The organism is Methyloceanibacter sp. (assembly GCF_041573655.1).
GTDB lineage: Bacteria > Pseudomonadota > Alphaproteobacteria > Rhizobiales > Methyloligellaceae > Methyloceanibacter.
Genome location: NZ_JBFFQD010000007.1, coordinates 23,194 through 47,567 on the forward strand (window position 1 = coordinate 23,194; position 24,374 = coordinate 47,567).

Below are 24,374 nucleotides of genomic sequence, written 5' to 3' on the forward strand. Positions count from 1 at the left end.
GTTCATCGCCCGCCGACTCTGCGGCGACGGCGATGAATCTTCGGTTGATAGACTTGGTTAAAGAAAGGTGTACGGCGCCGGGGCTGACCGGCGCCGCTCAAGTCCCTCCGCGCCTAGTCCTTCTTGCGGAGAAGCGCGTCCAAGCTCCAAGGCCCGCCACCGACACAGGCGATGTACAGGAAGATGAAGCAGTAGAGGATGGCCGCATCGCCACCATTGAGCAGCGGATAGACGCTCTTGGGCGCGTGCGCGATCCAATAGGCCGCGGCCATGAGGCCTGAGAGCACGAATGCGACTGGCCGTGTGAAGAGCCCCACGATCAACAGAGCGCCACCGACGACTTCCAGAACACCGGCGATCCAAGGGAGTGACATCGCCTCCGGTGTGAAGTTGGCGGCCGGGAAGTTGAACAACTTCGCGGAGCCATGGGCGAAGAAGATCAGCCCGGAAACGATCCGCAAGATACTGAGGACACGTGGACCCCACACAGTCTGAAGGCTGTTGGACATGGCAGCAATTTCCCCCTTTGTTTGGCCTCTGATGAGCGCTTGGACGGCGGAGTGTACCCGCTAGCGCCCGGCCCGTCAGCACACGCTGTTGTCAGGAAGACTTGGCCGGAGACGGCAGCGAAATGGCATGCCGCCGAACCAGGCGCCCTTTGAGATGGAGAGAACCATGACGGCAAACGCAATTGGGCGGACGGCAAAGATCTACCAATTCCCCGAGGGCGGCCGCGCCGGTTTGAGTAGCGGTCGCCATGAGGCAACTGACATTGAGGCTGTAGCGTCGAAGCGCACAGCCTTGGTCGCCTGCGACGGTGCCTCCTATCACGAAGACGCTATTCGCGAAGAGCAACACGTGCGCGAGAATTAGCGGCGCGTTTCTCAACGACAGTCTACGAAGGGCCTGTCTCGTGCGCGAGCAGGCCCTTTTTGTGTTTTGGAAAAAACGCTAGGCGCGCGCCGGCCACGCGGTATCGGACGACTCGTCGCCACCGGGCGCAAACATCGGCAGCATCGGTTCATCCGTCAGCACAACTTCATCGAAAGTACCGAAGCCGTTGAAACGATTCGCCAAGACGCGGCCATAGGCGCCTACTTGGCCGATCTCCAGATAGTCGCCTTCCCCGACGCAAGCCGGCAGGACGAACGGTCCCGGCAGGTAGTCCGAGCTGTCGCAAGTGGGCCCGTAAAGCGCGAACGCCGTGTCAGGTTCCGCACTCTCTTTACCCGGCGTGACCAGCCGCGCCGGGAACCGGAAGCCGGAATACGCAGCGTCAAACAACGAGCCGAACGCACCGTCATTTATGTAAAGCGTGTCGCCGCGGCGCGCGTCGACCCGGACGATCACCGATTCCGCCTCGGCCACAAGTGCGCGGCCCGGCTCGCACAAAAGTTCGCAACTGTGCTTCACGGCAAGTTCGTCCGCCGCACGAACGATCTCTTCCATGAAGCTTTCGAGCGCGGGAGGATCGGCGTGCGGGTAGCGTGCGGGAAAGCCGCCACCGATATCGACAGCGTCGACAAGCACGCCCGAGGACACGATCAACTGACCCACCTGCCGCAACACCTCGCCGAAGGCTGCCGGCACCACCGCCTGCGAACCGACATGGAAGGTAATGCCGAGACGCATCGCGCATTGGTGCGCCTTGAGCAGCAGCGCCGGTGCTTCCTCTTGAGAGGCACCGTACTTCCCCTCCAGCGGTATGAGGCTGTGCGTGTTGGGGCAGGCAATGCGCAAGTAGAGGGTGAGATCGTCAGCCCCGTTTGTTTCGTCCAACACCTTGTCGAGCTCCTCATCGGAGTCGAAGGCAAAGCGCCGGACGCCAAATTCGCGATAGGCGCGCGAAATGGCACCGCGCGACTTGATCGGATTCATAAAGTAGAGCTCGGCGTCCTCGACCCCTGCCACACGTTCGATCTCGACCAGGGACGCCACATCGAAGGCGCGGATGCCTGCGTCGGCCAGCGCGTCGATGATCGGCGGCGCGTCGTTGGCCTTGGCGGCGTAGAGCACGCGCCCCGGAAAGTTTGCGAGGAACCAGGCCGCCGCACGCGCAACCGTATGCGGTCGAAGCGCGAGAACGGGCCGCTCAGGGCGATGATGACTTAGAAGCTTCGCTGCGGAAGGATAAACGTCCATCCCATGCGTCTCCCACACGAGTTTCGGCCTTCTTGTAAAGGGTTTTTCCAGGACCGCCCAGGGTCGCCTGCGTTGCTAGTTCGACTTCGCGTCGGCAACGCCCGTACCCGACAGTGCCGGTGTCGCGGCGCTGGAATAGACCGGCTCCTGCAACAAGCCGAATGTCTTGCGCGCTGACAGGCGCGCCATGGCGGCCACGAACGCATAGAGTTCGGCGCTGTCCACGACACCATCGCCATTGCCGACCGGATAGAGGTCGCCCCGGCCCGCAAGGCCTTCGATGACGTAGCGGGTGAAGAGCCCCACGTCGTACCGCGGGTCGATCAGCGCGCGCTGTCCACGGTCCGTGCCGGAGAGCACCGTGACGTTGGAGAGCGGCGCGGACGGCAACGCCGAGCTTGTGGTCTCGGGCAGATTGGGCGGCAGCACATAGGCCCCGTGATCGCGTCCATAGGCGCTCTCCAGCAGGACAAGCACCTTATCCGCCTTCAACTCGGCAAGATTGTCGTAGAGCGTCGACAGCGGATAGCCGCCCCGCTCCTCGCGATAGGGCTCCGCGTCCACCGGCAGCAGATATGTCTCGCTGTGGCTCGAATTGGTCGCGCCGTGACCGGAATAGTAGACAACGACCTTCGCGTTGGGCTGCGCGCGCACCAGGCGCGCAAGCTCGCCATCCGACCCCGACACCGGTCCGAAGACGCGCTCGAAATCGGCCAGGCGCGCGTTTCGCAGATCGATGATGCGATCCTGTCGGAAACCCATGTACTCGGTCAGAAAGAAATACATGGCGCCGGCATCGTTTCGCGCGGTCTCCGCCGGCGGCAGGTTGTCGTACTTGCCGTTGCCGATGATGACCGCGATCGCGCCAGGATCGTCCGCGGCGGGGGGCAGCGCTCTATAGAGCTCGCGAATGCGGCTGAACGACTTCACCACATTGTCGTTGGCGCTTCCCGGTCGCGGCAGCTGGCGCGGCGGCACGGTACAAAGCTCGAGATTGCCCTCGTCTTCGATGCGCCGGATGTCTTCCAAGGAGAGGCGCCCTTCGATCTGGAGGCAAGACCGGCACCACCCCACCCCATAGCGCGCTTGAAGATCGTCGAGCTGCGACTGGCTCAGCCCCTTGGGCGAAGGCAAGCAACCCCGGCGGCACGCCGGCGCCCTGACACCCTCGCCATGCGCCTTGCGCAAGACGGCGATGAGGTCCTCCGGCAGACAGTCAATCTCAAGCCGGGTCGGCGGCGGGGGCAGTTCTTCGGCAACAACCGGCTCCGCATTGGGGGCAAGCGCCGCGGTCACCGTATCGGTATCCGCGTTCTCGAATTCTTCTGGTGAATTCGGTGCGGGCGGCTCCGGGGCCTTAACCTCAACCGGCTCGGGCCTCGGCTCAACGTCCTTGCAAAGTTTTTTGATCTTCTTCTGGACCGCCTCGGACAGGAAATCCCCGTGCTTCTTCAACCCATGGTCGTTCTTGAAGTACCAATGCGCGGTCCAGGTCGCCTCATTGGCCTTCCCCGTGATGGCTCCTTTGTAGTAGCCGAGCTTGGCGTAGCAGCGCTGTACACGCGCGGTCGCTTTGGCTTTGGGATCGTGGAGCTCCGCCGGGGCTGGCGTCGGCTCCGACTCCGGGGTCACCACCGCCACAACGGGCATATCCGTGGGCCGGGCCTCGGCACCCGCCACGCCCACAACCGCCAGGGCAAGCCCGATAATCAGGCCGCGCCCGCGCCCTCGTCTCCCCGCCATATGAACCTCTACGCAACACTCGGCGATCGCGAAATACCGCACGCACCAATTCAAAACACTCAACCAGGTCCGAAGCAAGAGCGGGGCCAACCCAGCCCCGCCGCAAATCTGCATCCCGGACCAAACTAGGAGGCGATGGCGGCAAGAGATTGGCGGTGCGCCCGTCCCCGTCGATGAAACGTCAGCGCACCACCAGCTTGATCGCCGTCCGCGCCAGGTCCTCGGAGGCATCATCATCCTTTGGAGTGGCCGGCGCCTCATGTTGCGTTTTGGCTGGACGGGCCGGCTGGCCTTGGGCGGCCACTTTGGGCGTGCCCTCCACCACGATCCGCCGGGTGAGGAACTCCCGATAATTGCCGACCGGCGTGAACTGCCGCGTCTTGAAGTCGTGCTCGATCCCGTCGGCTTCCACTCCTGTCGCGTTGCAGATGGCGATGAGCGTCTCGGTGCCAGGATCCTTGAGCCGGTACTGGAACGGCGCGTCGTCGCCAGGGAACTGCGCCTCCGTGTTCGCCGGCAAGAAATTGTCCTGCTGGAACTGATTGGGGAAGATCACGGTGCCGTCCCCGCCGGCCTCGACATTGATCAAGGTGAGATGACAGCCTTTGCTCGAGGTGACGCTGAACACAGCAACGTCGTTCACGCGATACGTGCTCTTGTCGGAGGTGAGCGCGAGGTCGAAGTCGTCAAAGAACACCTCGTTCTCATCCTGAATCAGCTCGACGGCGGTCGGCGTCAACGCCGCGAGCCTGATGGGCGCGTTGCCGGAAACCTTGGCGACGAGATCGGGAAACTCCGCTTCGAGAATCTGACGCGGCAGGACGCCCTGCTCCAACCGCCGCTTAATGCGTACCGCCTCACCGCCGGCATCCGCCAGCCCTTGCGCCAGCGCTTCTGCTTCGATCCCGTACTCCGCCGCGGCGATGCGAAGATCGACCGACTTCTCGTAGGCCTTCGATAAAAAGTTGATGCTCTCCACGCCTTGCGTCTGAGAGTCGAGCTCCGGGTCGAGCCCGGCTGCGAGCATCGCCTTGCGGAATTTCTCGGCGTCCTGCGTCAGCAGCGCCTTCATCTCATCTTGCGGCGCGTAGAGCGCATCGACCGTCTTGCGAACGCCCTCCGGAAAGCTCCGATCGCGAAGCACATGCGCGCGAATGTCATCCGTCGCTTGGCGAATGCCTTGGTTATGACACCCGAAGCAGGAGATCGCGTTGGTCACCGCGCGGTCGCGTTGACTGTCGTCGAGCACGATTTCGGTAGGCCCTTTGCCGAGACGCTCGCCCTCGGCCGTGTTCAGGTAATAAGCCTGAAACCCGTTCGGCAGGCTGAAGATCGTCTCACCGCCGTCGTGGCGGAAGGCACCGTCGCCGAAGGGACCGAGCGGGTGCACGAACAGGCTTTGTGCCGGCGCATCGCCCTTGAAGTCGTACGACGTCCAGAAATAGCCGGTCGGGATCGCGTGCCGCTCAATCAACCGGTTCTGTTTGGAGACACCGGACTTCTGAAACCCGGCGCGCCGGGCAAGATACGCCTCGATGTTCGCCTTCACATCGACGCCTTCTTGCCGTTCGAGTTCGGCGAAAGTCGTCGGCAGCTTCAGGAGATCGTAGTAGAGCGGCGGACGTGACGCGATGAAGGCGAGCCAATCGCCGCGCAGCCACGGAAGCTCGGCGCCGGTCGCGGCAACCACATCACGATAGGCCGGCACGCTCGGCGCCATGCCATAAGGATAGAGCCCGGCGAGACGCGCCCAGTCCTCGGTCGTCCAATTGAGGTCGGCGAGGTTGAAGGCAATGATTGTTGCGTGCGGATCGATGGTCCGCATTGTCAACGGCGTGGGATTGCGGCTGAGACTATTCAGTAATTTCACCACGCCCTGCCGGTAGCGCGTCATGTCCTCGCCGGATGCACAGGCATTATAGAAGTGCGTCAGTGTCACGTAGCGCATCCCGGGGCGTCGGCGCATCTCTTGTGCCTTGATGTCTTTGGCGATGGCACGCACGACCACCGCTTCGCCAATCGGTTTCCGGTTGCCGCAGGCCGCGCCAACCGTATCGCCAAGACTTCTGATCCAGTCGTAGATCGCCTTGACGTCAGCCTCCGTAGGATCGGCCTTACAGTCGAACTCCTGGTAGCAGTCGTAGGGCATGTCCTTTTTGGCGATCTGAATGAAAAGACTGGAGCCGTCGGGATTGCCCGGCAGTATCAAGTCCGGATCGCGGGCGATCTCGGTGAGCTTCAGCACATTGCCGAAATTCTTTGCAGGCTTCTGCCGCTTCAGGCTGGGACCGGCCTGGTGACACCGGGCACAATGTTTGTCGAGCGCATCAAAGGCGGCACGCGCCACGCCGTCCTGAGGCTTGGACATGTTTGCAGACGTTTCGGCATGCGCATGGCCGAAGCCGATCGCCATGCAGGACAGCATAGCGAGGGCTACCAATCTATGGCGCACGCACCACATCGTCAGGACCTCCCTTGACCGAGACCAGTTCCTTTTTACTGCTTTAGGCCGCGGCAACTGAACCTCGCATGAACGATCCCTAGCTTTGGTCATCCTCATCGTCGGCGTTCGTCTTGGATTTCTGCACGGCGTTGGGACGGGACGGCAACGTCTTGAGGAAAGCGGCAATGGCCTCGCGGTCCTTTGCCGAGAGCTTCTCCATATTCTCCTGCACCGGCGCCATGGTGTCGCCGATCACGTCGAAATCCGGCGTGCTCCCCGTCTCCAACAAATAGACGATGTCCTCCTCGCTCCAATCGCCGATCCCGTCTGCGCTCGGTGTGATGTTGGGAATCGTCCCCTTCCCGTCCGGATTTTTGGCGCCAGCGAACGCTTCGTCCGCGATGATGCCGCCGAACGCGTTCCGGGGCGAGTGGCATTCGCCGCAGTGGCCAGGCCCGCGCACCAGATAGGCGCCGCGATTAACCTCGTCACTGACCGCAGGATCCGGTGCGAATGTTTTGCCGTCGACATAGAGCCGTTGGAACAGGCCCAGCCCGCGGCGAATGTTGTAGGGAAAGCGCAACGTATGCGCCGGCGTCTCGTTGCGCACCGCCGGCAGCGTATCGAGATACGCTTTGAGGTCGATGAGGTCCGCATAGGTCATGCGCTGATACGAGGTATAGGGGAACGACGGATAAAGATGCACGCCGCCCGGCGCCACACCCCGCTTCATGGCAGAGACGAAATCGAGCGTCGTCCAGTTGCCGATGCCCGTTTCCGCATCCGGCGAAATGTTCGGCACGTAGAACGTGCCGACATCGGTGTTCAGACAACGACCGCCCACGAGCACCGTCTCGTCTTCGATATCGAGATCGTCGCATTTGCCGATAGGCTTGGCGTGGCACTCCGCGCAACCGCCGGCGATGAACATGACCTTACCGTTGTCGATGACGGACGTGTGATTGGGCAAGGCCGACGCCGGCACGGTCACAGGCATCGTGAGACCGTAGAACCCGATCGCACCAATCGCGATCAACCCAACCAGAAAAAGAAGCGCCCGGCGCAAAACGTTGGCCTCCGTCCGTGGAGCACGTCACCCGTGCGGGCCGTATCCTGCCATGCGCGTGCAGCCCCTGCTACACCGCGCAAGTCTCACGGAAAATCTCACGGCATGGGCATGACCCGCCCGACCTCCAAGACGTCCCAGCCGCGTTGCACCGCGGGACGGTTTGCGATCGCGACATACCAGCGCTTCACATTGGGATGCTCATCGAAGTCCACTGTCTGCCACTCAAAGCGCGAAATCCACGGCCAGATCGCTATGTCGGCAATCGAGTAGTCGCCCGCGACATACTCCACTTCGCCTAAGCGCCGTTCGAGCACAGACCATAGGCGCTTCGATTCCTTGGAGTAGCGCTCTTCGGCATAGGTGCTCTTTCCGGGGCTAACCTTCACGAAGTGTTGCACTTGACCGAGGAACGGACCGACGCCGCCCTTCTGCCACATAAGCCACTCCAGCACGCGCCACTTGGTGGGGAAGTCATGGCTCCACAGTTTGCCGGTCTTCTCCGCGAGATACATCAGGATCGCGCCCGACTCCATCAAGGTCAGCTCATTGTCGTGATCGACGATGGCCGGGATCTTGTTGTTGGGAGAGATTTTGGTGAACTCGGGCTCGAACTGCGCGCCACCATTCTCGATATCGACCGGATGGACGCGGTACGGAAGCCCAACCTCTTCCAGCATGATCGACACCTTCTGTCCGTTCGGCGTCATCCAGGTATAGAGATCGATCATTGCGTCCTCGCCCGTCTCAACATGTTGCGTCCGCTTCCGCAGTGCACGCGCACTTGTTCGCAGTCGCGAAAAGCTCGAGTCACCAAGTCTTCATGTCCCCGCCGCGCTATCGCCCGAAACCGGTCGCCTCGACGCCACAGGCCGTTGTTAGCCGTGAAGGCACAAACGCCGCGATGGGAAACGCGCACGGAGGGGAGACATAGATGTTCAATTGTGCCCACGTTGACAACCATATCCGTGAAGACGCCGCATCGGACCGCTCGGGATTTGCCCGCTACGCGATCTACTACACGCCCCAGCCTGGAACTGCACTCGCGGCATTCGGACGCTCTTGGTTCGGCCGCGCCAATGACGGCGCCACCTTGCAGGCGTTCTCCACCTCTGGATTGACCGGCATCGCCACGCCCTCTGCCACGCCGGGCCGCTACACGGGTCTGCACGCACCCTTTCGCGCACCCTTCACGCTGCGCGACGGCGTTGCGTTGGACGCACTGCGGACGCGGCTCATCACCTTCACCGCGCACCGCAAGCCGGTCGCGACGGGGCCTTTGACTCTCGCCCGCGCGGGCCGGCACCTCGTGCTGCGTCCCGTCGACGCCACGCCGGCACTGGATTGGCTCGCCACCCAATGCGTCAGCGCCTTCGAGGACTTCGCCGTCGCGCCCGAAGACGAGGACGCCACGGACTATCGCCATCTCAGCGCCTACCAGCGCCTCCTGTTGAAGAGCTTCGGCCATCCTCACGTCATGAGCGAGTACCGCTTCTCGATCGCGCTCGCCGGCCCGCTCGAAGCCGCCCATCTAGAACGCGTCTCCCAGGCATTGTGGCCGGTGCTGGAGGACATCTGTGCCGAGGGCGTCACGTTGGACGGCCTGTCGCTGTTCGGCGATGCGGGAGGCCGGGCGCCCATGCGCCAGATCGGCCGCTTCGGCCTCGGCGGATAGGGCCCGCAAGGGGCGCCGACGGAGCGCCGGCCCACCCCGAACGCGAGCCTAAGTTTTGACACACGGCTCCGCCACCCTCGTTTTGCTGGGAAAAAACGGGGGTTCCAATGCCCGACTATGGGGAAATCCTGGCGTTCCTCGCCGCCAATCCGCCACGCGATAATGTCGAGCGCGAGCTGCACGCCTCGTTGCTTGAGCTTCTCGCCAAGTGCCTGCACTCGGAGCAGGTCGCGGTCGGCGATGAGGACGAGGATACGCTGGAGCCCGACGAAATCCGTTGGATGACCATCAACTGACCCAGCGGCGCCAGAAGTTGACCAACGTCAAGGTCCGCGGCTCGGACTGATTTAGGCAAAGTCGTCGCGGAATTGACCGGACGCATCCCAGCCTTGGCATTTGCGCCCGAGGGGACCGGGGTGCTATTTGAGCGGTTTGGATGGGTCTGCCTGGGCGCTGGAAAGACCAGCAAATTTGATCCTTTCGACGGAGGCGACCTTCACCATGAGGGACAGCGTGGCAGTACAACAATCAGACGCGGCGAAAAGCACGGCGGAAGACATCATCCGCGCATTTTCGCAGAGCGTCGCGAACGGCGATCGTTCCGATCAGCCTTATGCACATTGGGTCTTGAGAGGGTGCCTACCTGAGGACACCCATCAGGACGTGCTCAATCTCCCCTTCCCAGCACCGTCTCTCGAAGGCGTGTCGGGCAAGCGAGAGCTGCACAACAAGACGCGCAAATATTTCGATGCCGAGAACAAAGAAGCCTTCCCCGTCGTCGCGGCGGTGGCCGAGGCTTTTCAAGACAAGCGCATCACCGACCTGATCGCCAAGACGTTCGAAACCAATCTCGACGGCACTTATTTGCGGATTGAATATGCGCAGGACACCGACGGTTTCTGGCTGGAGCCTCACTCCGATCTCGGCGTGAAGTCCTTCACACTGCTTCTCTACCTCTCCGACGACGAGAGCCATGAGAATCTCGGCACCGACATCTACGATGGCGACAAGAAGCATGTCGGCCGCTCGCCGTTTGCGCCCAACGCAGCAATGATCTTCGTGCCGGCGGACGATACGTTTCACGGATTCGAGAGGCGTCCGATCAAGGGCGTGCGCAAATCGCTGATCATCAACTACGTCACCGACGAATGGCGCGCGCGCGAGCAACTCGCCTTCCCGGAGGCGCCGATCAACGCCTGATCGCGCTTTTCATTTTTCCGATGCGCTTCGAAATGGCCGGGCTCGCCCCGGCCATTTCATTTATGGTGACGCCGAAACCGAAACGAGGACGGACGGAGCGGACGCATGAGCAAACTCGCATGGATCGGACTAGGGGTGATGGGTTATCCGATCGCCGGCCACATCAAGGACAGCGGACACGACGTGACCGTCTTCAATCGGACGTGCGAAAAAGCAGAACGGTGGGTCGCCGAACATGGCGGCGCGTTCGCTTCCACGCCGGCCGAAGCTGCCGACGGCGCCGATTTCGTCTTCGCTTGCGTCGGCAACGACAACGATCTCCGCGACGTCACCCTGGGTCCTGACGGTGTGTTCCAAAAGCTCAAACCAGGCGCCGTCTTTGCCGACCACACCACGGCCTCCGCGGAAATCGCAAGGGAACTGTATGCGGCCGCAAAAGACCGGAACGCCGGAGCGATCGATGCGCCGGTCTCAGGCGGTCAGGGCGGCGCGGAGAACGGCACCTTGACTGTAATGGTCGGCGGCGACGACGCCGACTTTGCCAAAGCGAAGCCCGTGATCGATACTTATGCGCGCGCGGTCAATCTCATCGGCCCATCGGGTGCGGGCCAACTCACCAAAATGGTCAACCAGATCTGCATCGCCGGACTGATCCAAGGTCTCGCCGAGGCGCTGCATTTCGGTAGGCGCGCCGGCCTCGACATGGAAAAGGTGATCGCCACCATCTCCAAGGGCGCGGCTCAATCGTGGCAGATGGACAATCGCTGGCAGACCATGCTCGAAGGCAAGTTCGACCACGGGTTCGCCGTAGATTGGGTGCGCAAGGATTTCGGCATGTGCTTCGACGAGGCCCGCCGCAACGGCGTCACCCTTCCCGTTACGGCGCTCGTCGATCAGTTCTATGCGGACGTGCAGGAGATGGGCGGTGGACGCTGGGACACGTCGAGCTTGATCGCGCGCCTGGAACGCGACGCTTAAGCGCGACGCTCTTCGGCGGCGTACTCGAGCGGCAGCGCCGTGGTGAACTTGATCTGCTCCATCGCGAACGCCGAGCTCACGTCGGAGAGATCGATCTTCGCTATGAGGCGCTTGTAGAACGCATCGTAGCGTTCGATGTCGGGCACCACGACGCGCAACAGATAATCGATCTGGCCGCTCATGCGGTAAAACTCGACCACCTCCGGGAAGTCCTCCAGCGCCGCGTGAAACCGCTGAAGCCATTCCTTGGTGTGGTTGCTCGTGGTGATGGACACGAACACCGTCACGCCGACATTGACCTTCTTTGGATCGAGCAGCGCCACGCGGCGTTCGATCACGCCTTGCTCCTCTAGCTTCTGGATGCGCCGCCAGCAGGGCGTGGTGGATAGCCCGATCTGCTTGCCTATCTCCGCGACGGGGAGCGTGCAATCCTTCTGCAAGATGTCGAGGATCTTGCGGTCCATGCGGTCGAGCATTGCCTGGGCCTGATAAAATTATCGATAGAAACAGCGAGGCCTGAGAACGAAATTCCATCACGCGCGGCCTGAAGGGCGTATCAATAGATTATTTTTCCCCTTCCCGCAAGGACACTCAGAGAAGCCGGCGGACCTCGCGCCTTAGGACCGGCAGCAGCTCCGCTTCGAACCAGGGGTTCTTCTTGAGCCAAGCGTTATTGCGCCAGGAGGGGTGCGGCAGGGGCAAGACCTTGGGGTCGCGCGTGGTGGCGAGAAGTTCGCGCCAGCGCTCCATGGTCTGTTGCAGTGTCTTTCCCTTCGCCGCCCCGAGATGAAAGGCTTGTGCGTAAGCGCCCACCGCCAGCACGAGTTCGATCTGCGGCAGAGCGGCGAAGATCTTCTCGTGCCATAGCGCGGCACACTCACGTCTCGGGGGCAGATCCCCACCCTTCGCGTCTTGCCCGGGAAAGCAGAAGCCCATGGGCACGATGGCGACACGGGCTTCGTCGTAGAACTCGTCCTCCGTCACGCCCATCCAACTCCGCAAGCGAACGCCGGACGGATCGCTGAAGGGCGTGCCGGAAGCATGCACGCGCGTTCCCGGCGCTTGCCCGCAAACGGCAAGCCGCGCCGTGGTACTCGCCCGCAAGACAGGGCGTGGTGTGTGCGGTAGAGGCTTTCCTTGCGGTGCGTCGGCGCAAACGCGGCAAGCTCGAACGGCGGACAAAAGCGTATCAAGTGCGGACACAGGCGCGGTCATAGGTCGAGGATCATGCCGTCCTCGGAGATCATGTAGCGGGACGTATCGACCTTCTCCAACTCGACGAGCATCCCCTCGCCCATGTGGGTCAGCAGGATCTGCTTAGCGCCAAGCTTGTCGTAATTGGCATCGATGGTCTTGTAGTCGAGATGTATGGGAAGCGTCTCGTCGTACTGAAAGCACTCGGTGATGAACAGATCGGCATCGCGGGCGACATCGTACAACGCCTCCACCCAGCCCGTATCGCCTGTGAACGCGACCACCCTGCCGTCGGCGTCAAATCTCAGCGCGTAGGGCGGTGCGCCCGAGGGATGATGAACTTCGAACGGAGTGACGGTGATACCGCCGATCTCGAGCGGCTGCCGCTCCTCATACTCGACGAAGACCAGATCGAAGTTGTGCTCAGCCCTTGTCGAGTTGGGATAGAGCGCCTCCGCGAGCGCGACGAAGCGCGCTTCAATTCCCGCAGGCCCGGCGACAACCAACGGCCGCGTCCGGTTGCTGATGTACTTCGCGTCGATCAGGAGCCACGGGAGACCACCGAAATGATCTCCGTGCAGATGTGTGACAAAGACGGTGTCGACGTCGTCCAGGCCGATCCCGAGCCGGCGCATGCCCACCAGAGTCGTAGCGCCGCAATCGATCAGAAACCGCGACGAGCGGGAGCGGACGTAGAACGAAGTTTGGAGGCGGCCACCAGCGCCGAATGCGTCGCCGCAGCCAATGACGGATATCTGCATGGGCTCCCCTCTCAGCCAGCTCCCCGCACTTTCGCGAGCCCTATCCGTCTAGAAAAATGGGGGTTCTTAGGAGGAAGACAAGGGCGCCGTGTCAGGCCGAAGCGAGAGTAAACGCGCTGTTAGGGATTTGAGCAGATAGTTCTCGTTAAGCCTAAAGTGGGGGTCTAGGCGTCGGCCGCGCCTGCGTGCGCTATGCCATTGATCCGCAACGGCTTTTGTTCGTGAGACAGTCGCGGGTTCAAAATAGTCATGTCAGCAGGCGCGGCAGCCGAAGCCCCGCGAGTTCAAGCGGAATCGGCCAACAATCATAAGCGGCGCGCTCATCGCAGCGTTCAGGAAGCCCGCGAAAAACTCACATACAAATCCGGACACAAGCCGGAGTTCGATTACGAGCTCCTGATGATGTTCGTGAAGAACGAGCTGTCAGCCGCCGTGACGACGCCGCTGCTGGCAATCATCGTTGCCATGGGCGCCATGTTCTGGGCGCCGGCACAAAGTCTTCTGCTTTGGCTTGCCGCCGTGTTCGTGGCCAAAGGCATTCTCATCGCCATTTGCCGGCAGTTCGTGCGGGCACCCCGCGACGACGAAGCGACGCCTGGATGGCGCGCCAAGATTGCGGCTGCGGAATTCCTCTATGGCGTAACCTGGGCATCGGTCGCCTTTATCAGCCCCGAGACCCAAGCAGAGGCGGCGCACACCTTCATCTTCGCCTCGCTCCTCGTGGTCATCTCGATGCGCATGCTGTTCGCGTCGACGGTGACGCCCGTCGTCTACGCCGGCACCTTGCCCATGACGATCGCCATCGTCATTCGCTTCGCGCTGCTGGACAATCCGTTCTATTGGGCGATGGCCGCCATGGCGATCGGCGTGCACATCTACTTCGTCTGGCTCATGAACGGGTTCAGCAGAACCGTCATGGCCATGCTCGAATACCGCGCAGAGAAGGACGCCCTGATCGCCGAGCTGGAGCAGTCCAAGTCGATTTCGGACGATGCGCGCATGCGCGCCGAAGAAGCCAATCTCGCCAAGTCGCGCTTCCTTGCCACGATGAGCCACGAATTGCGCACGCCGCTCAACGCCATTCTCGGCTTTTCAGAGATCATGCGCGGCGAGATTTTGGGCCCGCACGCCAACCCGACTTACAAAGAGTATGCCAAGGACATTCATGAGAGCGGCCAGCATCTGCTTACGCTCATCAATGAGATCCTCGATATCAGCCGCATCGAAGCGGGCCGCTACGAGTTGAACGAGACTCCTATCAAACTCATCGACATCGTTGAGGATTGTCACCGCTTGATGCGCGTTCGTGCGGAGAACAAGGGACTCAAAATCGTCGAAGCGTTCGATGACAATATGCCGAGGCTCTGGGCCGACGAACGCGCCGTCCGGCAGATCTGCCTCAATCTCTTGTCGAACGCCATCAAGTTCACGCCAACTGGCGGGACCGTCACCCTAAAGATCACGCGCACGAAGCATGGCGGCCAAATGTTGAGCGTGAAGGATACGGGTCCCGGCATCCCGGAAGACGAAATCCCCCGCGTGCTCCGGAGCTTCGGTCAAGGATCGCTGGCCCATCAGACGGCCGAAGGCGGAACCGGCCTTGGCCTTCCTATCACCAAGGGGCTGACCGACCTACATGACGGCAATTTCGAGCTCAAGAGCAAGCTCCGCTATGGCACCGAAGTGATCGTCTCCTTCCCGCGAAGCCGCGCCATGGAGGCCCTGCCCCGCCTCACCGAGCCCGGCGAGGAACCGCCCGAAGATCCACAAGTGCCCTGGCGCCCGCCATCGAGCGCTGCGTGAGCTAGGCCCTGCCGCGCGGGCAATTGCCCTGTCTCGCCTGACTGCCTACATAGATTGCATGGACATCTGGCCTTGGGGGACCCCTTGGAAACGCCGTGCGTGAATGTGTGCTTGCTGGACGAGAAGTTGGGCCTATGCGTGGGCTGCGGGCGTTCCGGCGCCGAGATTGCAGAATGGGCGACCATGGGCGCCGACCAGCGCCGGGCCGTCATGGCTATCTTGCCGGATCGGCTTAAGCTCCTGGAGCGCCTCGCCGACGCGGAAGGCTCTAGCACATGACCACTTGGCTCGCCCTGTTCATCCTTGCCCTTGGCGCCATGATGCTCGTGGGCAACGACAGCGGCATGATCGCGGGGCTCGATGCCACGACCTTCGGCTATATGGCTTTCCTCCTCGCGCTCCTGGTCTATGTGGCCGGGGGCCTCATGACACGCTACGCGGGCGGGGCGAGCGCGATGGTCCGCGATGCGGTGACCTGGCTGGCGCTCGGGCTCGGGCTGGTCACGCTCTATGCCTACAAGGATCAGTTGACACCCATTGCCGCACGCGTCGTGGGCGAGCTCCTGCCCGGAACGGCTATGACGGTCGAGACGAGCGCGGGCGGGCTGACCGAGGTCAAAATCAGGCGCCGCCTCGACGGGCACTTCACCGCCTCGGTGGACGTGAACGGCAAGACGATCTCCATGATCGTCGACACCGGCGCCACGTCCATCGTGCTCACCCCCGAGGATGCCAAGAAGGCTGGTTTCGACCCCGATAAGCTCACCTATCGCATTCCCGTTCTGACAGCCAATGGCCGCACCGTGGCCGCGCGGGTGCGCCTGAACGAGGTCGCCATCGGCCCCCTCGACCGCACCAAGGTGGAGGCGCTGATCGCCCAGCCCGGCGCTCTGACCCAAAGCCTGCTCGGTATGAGTTTCTTAAGCCGCCTCCGCTCCTATGAGTTCTCCGGCGATTTCCTGACCCTGAGAGGTTGAGCAACTCCACGAAAACCGCCGGGTTCGGGAGTGAAGCGCCGTGCGACTGGCCACGAAACATCTGCTGCAAGAAGGCGTCCTATGGACTGCCGGCCTCCTGGCCGTGGCGATTGGCGTCTACTTCTTCGACGATCTGAAATCGGCCCTCGGACCGCAGACCGAGCGCGCCCCAGCCATGGCCACACTCACCAAGGCTGAGCAGCAGCAATCAGGTGGGTTTTCTGGCGAGGTTCACCTCAAAGGCGATGGCCAGGGCCATTTCGTGTTCGAAGGCGCGGTCAACGATCGCCCGATCACCTTCATGGCCGATACCGGCGCCACCATCGTCGCGCTGACCTATGAAGACGCCAGGCATGTCGGCCTCTCGCCCCACAGCCTGAATTTCAGCGCCCGCGTCGAGACCGCCAACGGCATAGCCCGCGTCGCGCCGATCATGCTCGACCGGGTTCGCGCCGGCGACATCACAGTGCGGGACGTTCGCGCCGCGGTGGCCGATAAGGGCGCTCTTACAACCAACCTGTTGGGTATGACCTTCTTGGGCCGCCTCAACAGCTTCCAGGTTCGCGGCGACGAACTCGTCCTTAGTCAATAGGCCCGCTTACATTTCATCTCAAAGATGATAACTCGAGAGGGAATCCTCCCTCACGACGATCCATGGAGTGCCAATGTTTCCTAAGCCGCGGCAAGATCTCGTTCCGAACACGGCGGAGTTCGAACGTCTCCCTCAGGTCAAGGCGACTGGGTTCCGCGAATACGACGCGCGCTGGCTCTACCCGCAAGAAATTAATCTGCTTGGCATGGAAGCGGTCGGGCTTGGGCTGACCACACTGATGCGCGAGCGCGGTGTGCCGGTCCGCATCGTGGTCGGCCACGACTTCCGCTCCTACTCATCGGCGATCAAGGCGGCGTTAATCACCGGCTTTCTCGCCGGTGGCGCCGAGGTCCACGATATCGGCCTAGCGCTCTCACCCATGGCCTATTTCGCGCAGTTCGATCTCGACGTCGAAGGCGTCGCCATGGTGACCGCCAGCCACAACGACAATGGCTGGACCGGAATCAAGATGGGCATGGACCGCCCGCTCACGTTTTCTCCCGACGACATGACGGCGCTAAAGGAGATCGTGATGCAGGCCAAGTACGCGCCCTATCAAGACGGCGCGCGTTACATCTACCTGCCCGACATGGCCGAACGCTACATGGCGGACTTGCTCAAGCACGGCAAGATTAAGCGGCGCCTGAAGGTCGTCGTATCCTGCGGCAATGGCACGGCCGCCGCCTTTGCACCGCACGTTCTCGCCGAGCTTGGCTGCGAAGTCATTCCGCTCAATTGCAAGCTCGACTACACCTTCCCGGCGCACAATCCCAATCCGGAAGATCTCGCCATGCTCGACGCCACGCGCGACGCCGTGCGCGAGCACAAAGCAGACCTCGGGCTCGTATTCGATGGCGATGGCGACCGCTGCGGGGTCGTGGACAATAATGGTGAGGCGATCTTCGCCGACAAGGTCGGCGTCATGCTTGCCCGCGACATCGCCGCGCTCAATAAGGACGCGCATTTCGTGGTCGACGTGAAGTCCACAGGCCTCTTCGAAACCGATCCCGTGCTGAAGTCGCACGGCGCTAAGACGGCCTATTGGAAAACTGGCCACTCCTATATCAAGCGATACAGCCACGAGACCGGAGCCTTGGTTGGCTTCGAGAAATCAGGCCATTTCTTCTTCAATCCGCCCCTCGGCCGGGGTTATGATGACGGCTTGGTCGCTGCGTTCGCGGTGCTCGACATGCTCGATCGCAACCCAGACAAAACTCTCGCCGATTTGAAAGATGCGCTGCCGCGCACGTGGCAGTCGCCCACGATGTCGCCTCACTGCGCCGACGAGGAAAAGTACGGCGTCGTCGATCGCGTGGTGAAGCATTTCGAAGACGTCGCAGCGAAGGGTGGCAAGCTCGCCGGACAGAACATCCGCGAACTCATCACCGTGAACGGCGTTCGGATCGTCCTCGATGACGGCACTTGGGGTTTGGTGCGGGCCTCATCCAACAAGCCGGAACTCGTGGTCGTGGTTGAAAGCCCGACCTCGGAAGAAAACATGCGCGCCATCTTCACTGAGATCGACAAGGAGCTCGCGAAGCAGCCCGAGGTCGGGGAGTACAATCAAAAGATCTAGAAAAACGGCACGCAACAACGCAACAGAACTGTCAGAAGCCTGTCGCAAATCTGCAATCCGACTCTGCTTGTTTGCCCGCCTGATATGATCGACATCGGTTACACACACGCCGTCTTTGCAGCAGGCCTTGTTGTCGGCATCACGCTCAACTTCCTGCTGCTTCGCACCCTCTTCGCGCCACCCTTCCGCATCTGGCCGACACCCGAGCCCGGAAGCTGGCAAAGCCTGACATTTTGGGGACTGTTCCGCGCCGGCATGGTTCTGACCTTTGTCGTCGCGATATTGGATTGGAATAGCGCAGGTCTCGTCGATCTCAGTCGGCTCATCATCGGCCTGCCGCTGTTCCTTGTTGGCTTCGGTATCACTGTCCTTGGTTACTTCAACCTCGGCCTCGGCAACACCTATTGCGGTGCCGACGGCCTAGTGAGCCATGGCCTTTACCGCTTCAGCCGCAATCCGCAATCCGCATCGTCCATTCTGGGCCTTATTGGAACGGTGATCATCGCCGACTCCTGGCTGACCGTTCCCTTGGCCTTCTCGGCGAGCTGCGTATATGTGCTGATGGCGCTAACCGAGGAAGCCTGGCTCGCCGACCATTACGGCGCGTCCTACGCGGAATACCGCGAGCGCACCGCCCGCTTCTTCGACGTTCAGGGCTTTGTGCTCACCCTGATCGACAAGAGGCAACCGTCCCGCCGCACAGGCTGACGGCAACCGCCTACTCTCGTTTCCCCTATGAGATCGGGCTCGCGAAGAGCGTTTCGGCCCGCGCGCCTCTGATTATGGCGCGTTTCTGATTGATAGGACTGGTCCGCCAATCGCACCCGATCTCAAAAGGAAATTCCCTCTTTTTTTGATAAGATTTACCTATGTATATTGTGCTGCTCTATCGGCACCCTATATGATTTTGTAATAATAAGAAGATAGGGAGAAAGTGCCGTGCCGACGCTGAGACAGCTGGAGTATCTCGTCGCCGTGGCCGATATCCGCCATTTCGGCCGCGCCGCGGAGCGTGTCCATGTCACCCAGCCAACTTTGAGCGAGCAACTGAAGACCCTAGAGCAGCGTCTCGGGGTACAGCTTGTGGAGCGCTCGCGTTCGAACGTGGTGGTCACGCCGCTTGGTTTCGAAGTCGTCGAGATCGCCCGCCGCATGTTGCGGGACGCTCAGCGCATCCAAGACGTGACCGGCTATGCCGGCTCGGCCATGAGCGGCGTGGTCCGCCTTGGTCTGCCCTCGACGATTGGCCCTTATCTGCTGCCGCGCGTGGCGCCCCAACTCCACGCCGTCTATCCGCAGCTCAAGCTCTATGTTCGGGAGGAGCTGCCGCATGTGCTTCCCCGCGAACTGGCTGAAGGACGTCACGACGTCATCGTGGCTCCGCTACCGGTCACCCAGAACGGCCTGAAGGAAGCGGTTCTGTTCGAAGAACCGCTATACCTTGCCGTGCCTCTCGATCACGCGCTTGCTGGACGCGACAGCATCAGCGCGCAGGATCTGGAAGGCGTCGACCTCCTGGCTCTCGGCCCAGGACACCAACTCCGCGACCTAGTGGTGAATCTTGCCGCGGAGTCGGGCGCGAATATCCGCTTCGACTACGAGGGGACCAGCCTCGACACCTTGCGCGAGATGATGGCGACCGGTCTCGGTGTCAGTCTCATGCCGGGCCTCTATGTCCGCAGTGTCGTGAGCAAGGACCCCCGCTTCAAGACATTCGACGTCGGACGCCGCGGCCTCAAACGCTCGATTGGCATGCTTTGGAGGAAGACGAAGACCCCCCAGCCCAATTTTGAACAACTTGCTAGTCTCTTTCGCGAGACCGTCGCGAACGAGTTTGCGGAGCCGCGCGCCGGGTCCTGATCGACTAGCAGGTATTTTTGGGGGTCTTAATGGAAGTCGTCCACGAAGTGGTCATGGGAAAGCCCCTGTGGATGTGGGTGCTTTTCATGAGCATCGTCGTCGCACTTCTGGCGCTTGACCTCGGAGTATTTCACCGCAAAGCGCGAGAGATCGGCGTCAGGGAAAGCCTGATCCTAAGCGCCTTCTATATCACCATCGGTCTTGGTTTCGGCGCCTGGGTCTGGGCCAATCTCGGCGCCGTCAGCGGCAGAGAATATCTCACCGGCTTTATCGTCGAGAAGACGTTGTCCATGGACAACATCTTTGTCATCTCGCTTGTCTTCTCCTATTTCGGCATCCCCCGCCTCTATCAGCACCGGGTTCTGTTCTGGGGCATTCTTGGGGTCATTTTGCTGCGCGGCATCGTTATTGGGGTTGGCGCCGTCTTGGTCGCAAATTTCCACTGGATCCTCTACCTCTTCGCGCTGCTCTTGATCTTCACGGGAATCAAGATGCTGCTCCCGGGCGACGATATGCCGTCCATCGAGGACAATCGCGCACTCAAGCTGATGCGGCGCATCTTCCGCATCACGCCGGAGCTTCATGGGCAGCGCTTCTTCATCCGGCGCGCGCATCCCAAGACGAGCAAGGTTGTCACCTGGGTCACACCTCTGTTCATCGCCATGATCCTCATCGAGATCGTCGACCTGATCTTCGCAGTCGACAGCGTGCCGGCCATCTTCGCCATCACAACGGACCCGTTCATCGTCTACACGTCGAATATCTTCGCGATCTTGGGTCTGCGCGCGCTCTACTTCGCGCTCGCCGCGGTGATCGACAGGTTCACCTATCTCAAGCCGGCCCTCGCCATGGTACTGGTGTTCATCGGCAGCAAGATCTTCGTGGCCGATATGGCGGGGTGGGAGAAATTCCCCACCACCATTTCCCTTGGCGTGACGTTGGCGTTGATTGGCGGCGGTATCGTCTATTCACTGTGGCGCACGCAACGAGCAGCACCAATAAATTCTTAGGCGGCCGCAGACCTGCCGCCCGCGTGGCCCAGCACGACGTCTCGGGCTTGCTCGAGCACCTCAATCCCTGCGCCGTCCAGATGCGCATTCTCCGCGATGTGACGGCGGAAGGCGCGCGCGCGCGGCTGCCCGTGGAACAACCCGAGGACATGGCGGGTCATGGCATTGAGCCGCACGCCTTTGTTTAGCTCGCGCCGCACATAGACCATAAAGCGATTGAGAACCTCCGCGCGCGATAGCGGCGGCTGATCCAGACCGTAGATCGCCCGGTCCACGTCTGCCAGGAGATAAGGATCCGCATAGGCCGCGCGCCCCAGCATCACACCGTCGAGTTGTGCAAGGTGCGGTTCGGTTTCCGCAAGCGAAGCAAGGCCGCCATTGAGAACAAGCTCAAGGTCGGGCCGGCGCGCTTTCAGCCGGTGTACACGGTCGTATTCCAGCGGCGGCACGTCGCGGTTTTCCTTCGGGCTCAAACCTTGAAGCCAAGCCTTCCGCGCATGGACGACAAAGGTTGAGCATCCGGCATCCGCGACCGTGTCGATGAAGCCATCGAGGCTCTCCTCGGCATCCTGGTCGTCGATGCCGATCCGGCATTTCACGGTGACGGGTAAAGGCACTGCGTCCACCATGGCCTTGACGCAGTCCGCGACCAGCGCCGGCTCTGCCATCAGGCACGCACCGAAGCGCCCGGACTGCACCCGGTCGGACGGACAACCGATGTTCAGATTGATTTCGTCATAGCCCCAATAGGCACCGATCCGCGCCGCCTCGGCAAGCTTGGCCGGATCGCTGCCGCCAAGCTGGAGCCCGACCGGATGCTCCGCCGCATCGAAGCCCAGCACGCGCTCCCGGTCGCCATAGAGCACGGCCTCCGCCGTCATCATCTCCGTGTAGAGAAACGCACGCGCCGAAATCAGCCGCAGCAAGCTGCGGCAATGCCGGTCGGTCCACTCCATCATGGGTGCGACACAGAAACGGTGGGAGTCTGGTTTCAAGGACTTAGGCTCTCGTCGAGATTCGATATTTGAACATGGCGCCGGCCGCCAGCACGCGCAAGGTACCGCCACGCCGGTTAGCTGTGGCTCTCACCCCAAGTGTACAGCGCCTTGAGCACCGGACTTAGGGCCCGCCCTTTGTCAGTTAAAAGGTACTCGTAGCGCGGGGGATGATTTTCGTAGAGCCGCGTCTCGACGACCCCGTGAGCCTCTAGAGACTTCAGCCGCGCCGACAGCGTGTTGGGGGCGATGCCGAGCAGGCTCTGCTCGAGTGCCTGAAACCGCAAAGGCCCTTTGCGGAACAGATCGCGCAGGATCAGCAGCGACCATTTCTCGCCCACGACGTCCAACGCCCGCGCCACGGGGCATTCTTCGATTCGGTATCCACTAGCCATAACAGTCACATAGCACTCAACTTGACAATGTCAAGTGTCTACATATTGACAAGTGACTACAAAGCACATAGCTAGGAGGCGTAGTCAACGGAAGGATGGTTCGATGCCCGATCAAGACGCTAACCGCTATACGAGAACTTGGAGTTCGGACGGAGAAATCGATTTCGTTACGCTCAAAGACGGGACGCGTCTCCGCTACCTGAAGACCGGCACGGGACCAAAGCTGGTTCTGCTGCATACCCTCAGGACCCAGCTGGACTATTTCCAGCGCCTGATCCCCCTGCTCAAAAACCGCTTCACCATCTACGCGCTCGATCTTCCGGCGCTGGGCTGGTCCGACATCAAGCCCGGAGCAAGCTACGAGGAACCGGCACTCCGACGCGCCGTCGCCGAGTTCGTGACGAAGCTTAACCTCGAGGACGTGACGCTCGTCGGCGAGTCCATCGGCGCTACCCTCGCCTTGACCGCCTCCACCGAATTGCCCGACCGCATCCGCCAAGTCATCGCCCTCAATACGTACGACTACCCGGAAGGCGTTGAGCGCGCGAACTTGTTAGCCAACGTCATCGTCAAAGCTATGCGAATTCCCGTTGCGGGGCGTCTGTTCTCGATACTCGCAAATCCCCCTGTTCTCGGCGGCATCATGGGCGGCGGCTTCCACGACTCCAAAAAACTGCCGAAGGATTTTGTCCTCGAACAGCTCAGAAGCGGTAAGCGAGCGGGCTACTCCATCGCCGATACAGACTACTTCAAGGCGCTGCCGAGCTTCGTCGCAGCAAAGGAAATCTATTCGCGCATCACCGTGCCCGTCACGCTCGTCTATGGCGACGACGACTGGTCGCGCGCGGAAGACCGCGCCGAGACGGCGAAGCGCATCCCCGGCAATGGCCGGATCATGCTCAATGAAACCGGTCATTTCTCCGCGCTGGAGAGTCCCGAGGAGATCGCGCGGATTGTTTTGAAGACCGCCGGCTCGAACGACAACGCACCCGCACGGCGGAGCGCCTAAACCGACCGAAGGAGATCAGCATGGAGATCACCGCGAACCATGTTCATTTCTTCATTAGCTACGCCGTCGCATTCCTTGTCTTCACGCTCATCGGCAAGTGGTACGTCTGGCCGAGCATCAAAGACCGCAGCGCCAAGCTCGCTCTCACGCCGCTGCTCCTCTACGCCTGTTTACGCATCAACGGATTGATGTTTTTGATGCCAGGTCTGGTATCGCCGGATCTGCCGAGCGCTTTCGCCGTACCGACGGCTTATGGCGATCTTACCGCGGTCGTTCTCGCGCTTCTTGCACTGGCTTGCGTTCGCGGTGAGAGCGCTCTCGCGCTGCCGATGCTTTGGCTGTTTAACACGGTGGGGCTGCTCGATCTGATCTACGCGAACATCGCGACATTCAAGAACCATGTCGATCCGGCCCAGCTCGGAGCTTCATACTATCTCGCTGTCCTCAACGTTCCGGCCATGGTGGTCGTTCATGTGATGATTTTTGCCTACCTACTCAGGTGGAGAGGCACTGCAACGGCGCACGGCTCGGCGGCATAGAGACGACTCGTCGTGCATCATAAGAAGGCAAGGGAGACGGTCAGATGAACCGGACACACATAAGTCTCTACTACCTATGCACCTACCTTCTCCTAGGCGGTTTCGTTCTTTTATTCTTCCCGGCGGAAGGCCTGAAGCTGTTCTTCGCGACCGGAGACTACGGGACTGTATTTCCGCGAGTTGCCGGCATGCTCCTGGCGGGGCTCGGCATGGTCATCGTTGCAATCATCTATACGCGCTCTGAGGCGCTGTATCCGACTACGCTCGTCGTGCGCACGTTCTTCCTGGCCTGCCTCGCCGCGTTCTATTGGATGACGAACGACCCGCTGTTTCTCGTGCTGCTTGGTATTGTCGGGTTCGGCTTCGTGCTCACCCTGACGTCATACCTTCTGGACCGCAAACACCAAGCATGACGC

General features: G+C 61.4%; 27 protein-coding genes. 16 read left to right on the top strand and 11 right to left on the bottom strand.

Translation table 11 applies throughout. The features are described from left to right. Positions 1-113 precede the first annotated feature (113 nt). Positions 114-509 (bottom strand): DoxX family protein, encoded by a 396-nt coding sequence (locus tag ABY454_RS03025; RefSeq protein WP_372928696.1) that lies wholly within the window; start codon positions 507-509, stop codon positions 114-116. 166 nt (positions 510-675) lie between these two features. Here ABY454_RS03025 and ABY454_RS03030 point away from each other — a divergent pair, with 166 nt between their 5' ends. Next, positions 676-873: a DUF2735 domain-containing protein gene (locus ABY454_RS03030; RefSeq protein ID WP_372928697.1), complete on the top strand. Its 198-nt coding sequence runs from the start codon at positions 676-678 to the stop codon at positions 871-873. A gap of 78 nt (positions 874-951) precedes the next feature. Here the strand turns inward: ABY454_RS03030 and ABY454_RS03035 are convergent, their stop codons facing one another. The 5 genes from ABY454_RS03035 to ABY454_RS03055 all read right to left on the bottom strand — a co-directional run bounded on the left by ABY454_RS03035 (position 952) and on the right by ABY454_RS03055 (position 8,125). Further along, positions 952-2,142, bottom strand: a complete 1,191-nt coding sequence (locus ABY454_RS03035) for a type III PLP-dependent enzyme (protein WP_372928698.1) — start codon at positions 2,140-2,142, stop codon at positions 952-954. A 75-nt stretch (positions 2,143-2,217) separates the two neighbouring features. Continuing rightward, positions 2,218-3,885 (bottom strand): caspase family protein, encoded by a 1,668-nt coding sequence (locus ABY454_RS03040; RefSeq protein WP_372928699.1) that lies wholly within the window; start codon positions 3,883-3,885, stop codon positions 2,218-2,220. 181 nt (positions 3,886-4,066) lie between these two features. Beyond that, positions 4,067-6,253: a DUF4384 domain-containing protein gene (locus ABY454_RS03045; RefSeq protein WP_372928700.1), complete on the bottom strand. Its 2,187-nt coding sequence runs from the start codon at positions 6,251-6,253 to the stop codon at positions 4,067-4,069. A gap of 172 nt (positions 6,254-6,425) precedes the next feature. Next, complete coding sequence (locus ABY454_RS03050; RefSeq protein ID WP_372928701.1) at positions 6,426-7,364, bottom strand: cytochrome c; 939 nt, start codon at positions 7,362-7,364, stop codon at positions 6,426-6,428. Between the two features lie 128 nt (positions 7,365-7,492). Continuing rightward, positions 7,493-8,125: a glutathione S-transferase family protein gene (locus tag ABY454_RS03055; protein WP_372928702.1), complete on the bottom strand. Its 633-nt coding sequence runs from the start codon at positions 8,123-8,125 to the stop codon at positions 7,493-7,495. A gap of 203 nt (positions 8,126-8,328) precedes the next feature. On the opposite strand from ABY454_RS03055, the gene ABY454_RS03060 reads away from it, so the two are divergent. The 4 genes from ABY454_RS03060 (at position 8,329) to ABY454_RS03075 (ending at position 11,247) form a co-directional block, all read left to right on the top strand. Then, complete coding sequence (locus tag ABY454_RS03060; protein WP_372928703.1) at positions 8,329-9,069, top strand: DUF1045 domain-containing protein; 741 nt, start codon at positions 8,329-8,331, stop codon at positions 9,067-9,069. 107 nt (positions 9,070-9,176) lie between these two features. After that, positions 9,177-9,365, top strand: coding sequence for a hypothetical protein (locus ABY454_RS03065; RefSeq protein WP_372928704.1), 189 nt, complete (start codon positions 9,177-9,179; stop codon positions 9,363-9,365). Positions 9,366-9,570: 205 nt separating this feature from the next. Continuing rightward, positions 9,571-10,269, top strand: coding sequence for a 2OG-Fe(II) oxygenase (locus ABY454_RS03070; RefSeq protein ID WP_372928705.1), 699 nt, complete (start codon positions 9,571-9,573; stop codon positions 10,267-10,269). A 105-nt stretch (positions 10,270-10,374) separates the two neighbouring features. Beyond that, positions 10,375-11,247, top strand: a complete 873-nt coding sequence (locus tag ABY454_RS03075) for an NAD(P)-dependent oxidoreductase (RefSeq protein ID WP_372928706.1) — start codon at positions 10,375-10,377, stop codon at positions 11,245-11,247. Here ABY454_RS03075 and ABY454_RS03080 read toward each other — a convergent pair. From ABY454_RS03080 to ABY454_RS03090, 3 genes are all read right to left on the bottom strand, one after another. Beyond that, on the bottom strand, positions 11,244-11,723 hold the full coding sequence (locus ABY454_RS03080; RefSeq protein ID WP_372928707.1) for an Lrp/AsnC family transcriptional regulator: 480 nt from the start codon (positions 11,721-11,723) through the stop codon (positions 11,244-11,246). The genes ABY454_RS03075 and ABY454_RS03080 overlap by 4 nt on opposite strands. Positions 11,724-11,838: 115 nt before the next feature. Further along, entirely contained in the window at positions 11,839-12,462 is a 624-nt protein-coding gene (locus tag ABY454_RS03085) for a uracil-DNA glycosylase family protein (protein WP_372928708.1), read from the bottom strand. Beyond that, positions 12,459-13,202, bottom strand: a complete 744-nt coding sequence (locus ABY454_RS03090) for an MBL fold metallo-hydrolase (protein ID WP_372928709.1) — start codon at positions 13,200-13,202, stop codon at positions 12,459-12,461. Before ABY454_RS03090 ends, ABY454_RS03085 begins: the two co-directional genes overlap by 4 nt. Before the next feature lie 399 nt (positions 13,203-13,601). Here ABY454_RS03090 and ABY454_RS03095 point away from each other — a divergent pair, with 399 nt between their 5' ends. The 8 genes from ABY454_RS03095 to ABY454_RS03130 all read left to right on the top strand — a co-directional run bounded on the left by ABY454_RS03095 (position 13,602) and on the right by ABY454_RS03130 (position 21,020). Continuing rightward, positions 13,602-15,005: a sensor histidine kinase gene (locus ABY454_RS03095; protein WP_372928710.1), complete on the top strand. Its 1,404-nt coding sequence runs from the start codon at positions 13,602-13,604 to the stop codon at positions 15,003-15,005. Positions 15,006-15,077: 72 nt separating this feature from the next. Continuing rightward, the gene (locus ABY454_RS03100) at positions 15,078-15,284 is read left to right on the top strand and encodes a DUF1289 domain-containing protein (protein ID WP_372928711.1); all 207 of its coding nucleotides are present in this window, start codon (positions 15,078-15,080) and stop codon (positions 15,282-15,284) included. Further along, entirely contained in the window at positions 15,281-15,982 is a 702-nt protein-coding gene (locus tag ABY454_RS03105; RefSeq protein ID WP_372928712.1) for a TIGR02281 family clan AA aspartic protease, read from the top strand. The genes ABY454_RS03100 and ABY454_RS03105 overlap by 4 nt, the downstream gene beginning before the upstream one ends. Before the next feature lie 40 nt (positions 15,983-16,022). After that, complete coding sequence (locus tag ABY454_RS03110) at positions 16,023-16,574, top strand: TIGR02281 family clan AA aspartic protease (protein WP_372928713.1); 552 nt, start codon at positions 16,023-16,025, stop codon at positions 16,572-16,574. A 73-nt stretch (positions 16,575-16,647) separates the two neighbouring features. Continuing rightward, complete coding sequence (locus ABY454_RS03115) at positions 16,648-18,150, top strand: phosphomannomutase/phosphoglucomutase (RefSeq protein WP_372928714.1); 1,503 nt, start codon at positions 16,648-16,650, stop codon at positions 18,148-18,150. An 84-nt stretch (positions 18,151-18,234) separates the two neighbouring features. Beyond that, complete coding sequence (locus ABY454_RS03120) at positions 18,235-18,858, top strand: isoprenylcysteine carboxylmethyltransferase family protein (RefSeq protein ID WP_372928715.1); 624 nt, start codon at positions 18,235-18,237, stop codon at positions 18,856-18,858. Between the two features lie 231 nt (positions 18,859-19,089). Continuing rightward, positions 19,090-20,010: a LysR substrate-binding domain-containing protein gene (locus ABY454_RS03125; protein ID WP_372928716.1), complete on the top strand. Its 921-nt coding sequence runs from the start codon at positions 19,090-19,092 to the stop codon at positions 20,008-20,010. A gap of 29 nt (positions 20,011-20,039) precedes the next feature. After that, positions 20,040-21,020: a TerC family protein gene (locus tag ABY454_RS03130; RefSeq protein ID WP_372928717.1), complete on the top strand. Its 981-nt coding sequence runs from the start codon at positions 20,040-20,042 to the stop codon at positions 21,018-21,020. Here ABY454_RS03130 and dusA read toward each other — a convergent pair. Continuing rightward, the gene (dusA, locus tag ABY454_RS03135) at positions 21,017-22,015 is read right to left on the bottom strand and encodes a tRNA dihydrouridine(20/20a) synthase DusA (RefSeq protein ID WP_372928718.1); all 999 of its coding nucleotides are present in this window, start codon (positions 22,013-22,015) and stop codon (positions 21,017-21,019) included. The genes ABY454_RS03130 and dusA overlap by 4 nt on opposite strands. Before the next feature lie 77 nt (positions 22,016-22,092). Beyond that, positions 22,093-22,377, bottom strand: coding sequence for a winged helix-turn-helix transcriptional regulator (locus ABY454_RS03140; protein WP_372928719.1), 285 nt, complete (start codon positions 22,375-22,377; stop codon positions 22,093-22,095). 136 nt (positions 22,378-22,513) lie between these two features. Between ABY454_RS03140 and ABY454_RS03145 the strand changes: the two genes are divergently transcribed. From ABY454_RS03145 to ABY454_RS03155, 3 genes are read left to right on the top strand one after another with little or no spacing between them, the layout of a single operon-like run. After that, positions 22,514-23,419 carry an alpha/beta fold hydrolase gene (locus ABY454_RS03145; RefSeq protein WP_372928720.1) on the top strand — a complete coding sequence of 302 codons (906 nt, stop codon included), beginning with the start codon at positions 22,514-22,516 and terminating at the stop codon, positions 23,417-23,419. Positions 23,420-23,439: 20 nt separating this feature from the next. Beyond that, entirely contained in the window at positions 23,440-23,958 is a 519-nt protein-coding gene (locus ABY454_RS03150; RefSeq protein ID WP_372928721.1) for a hypothetical protein, read from the top strand. Positions 23,959-24,002: 44 nt separating this feature from the next. After that, the gene (locus ABY454_RS03155) at positions 24,003-24,371 is read left to right on the top strand and encodes a hypothetical protein (RefSeq protein ID WP_372928722.1); all 369 of its coding nucleotides are present in this window, start codon (positions 24,003-24,005) and stop codon (positions 24,369-24,371) included. Positions 24,372-24,374: the final 3 nt, after the last annotated feature.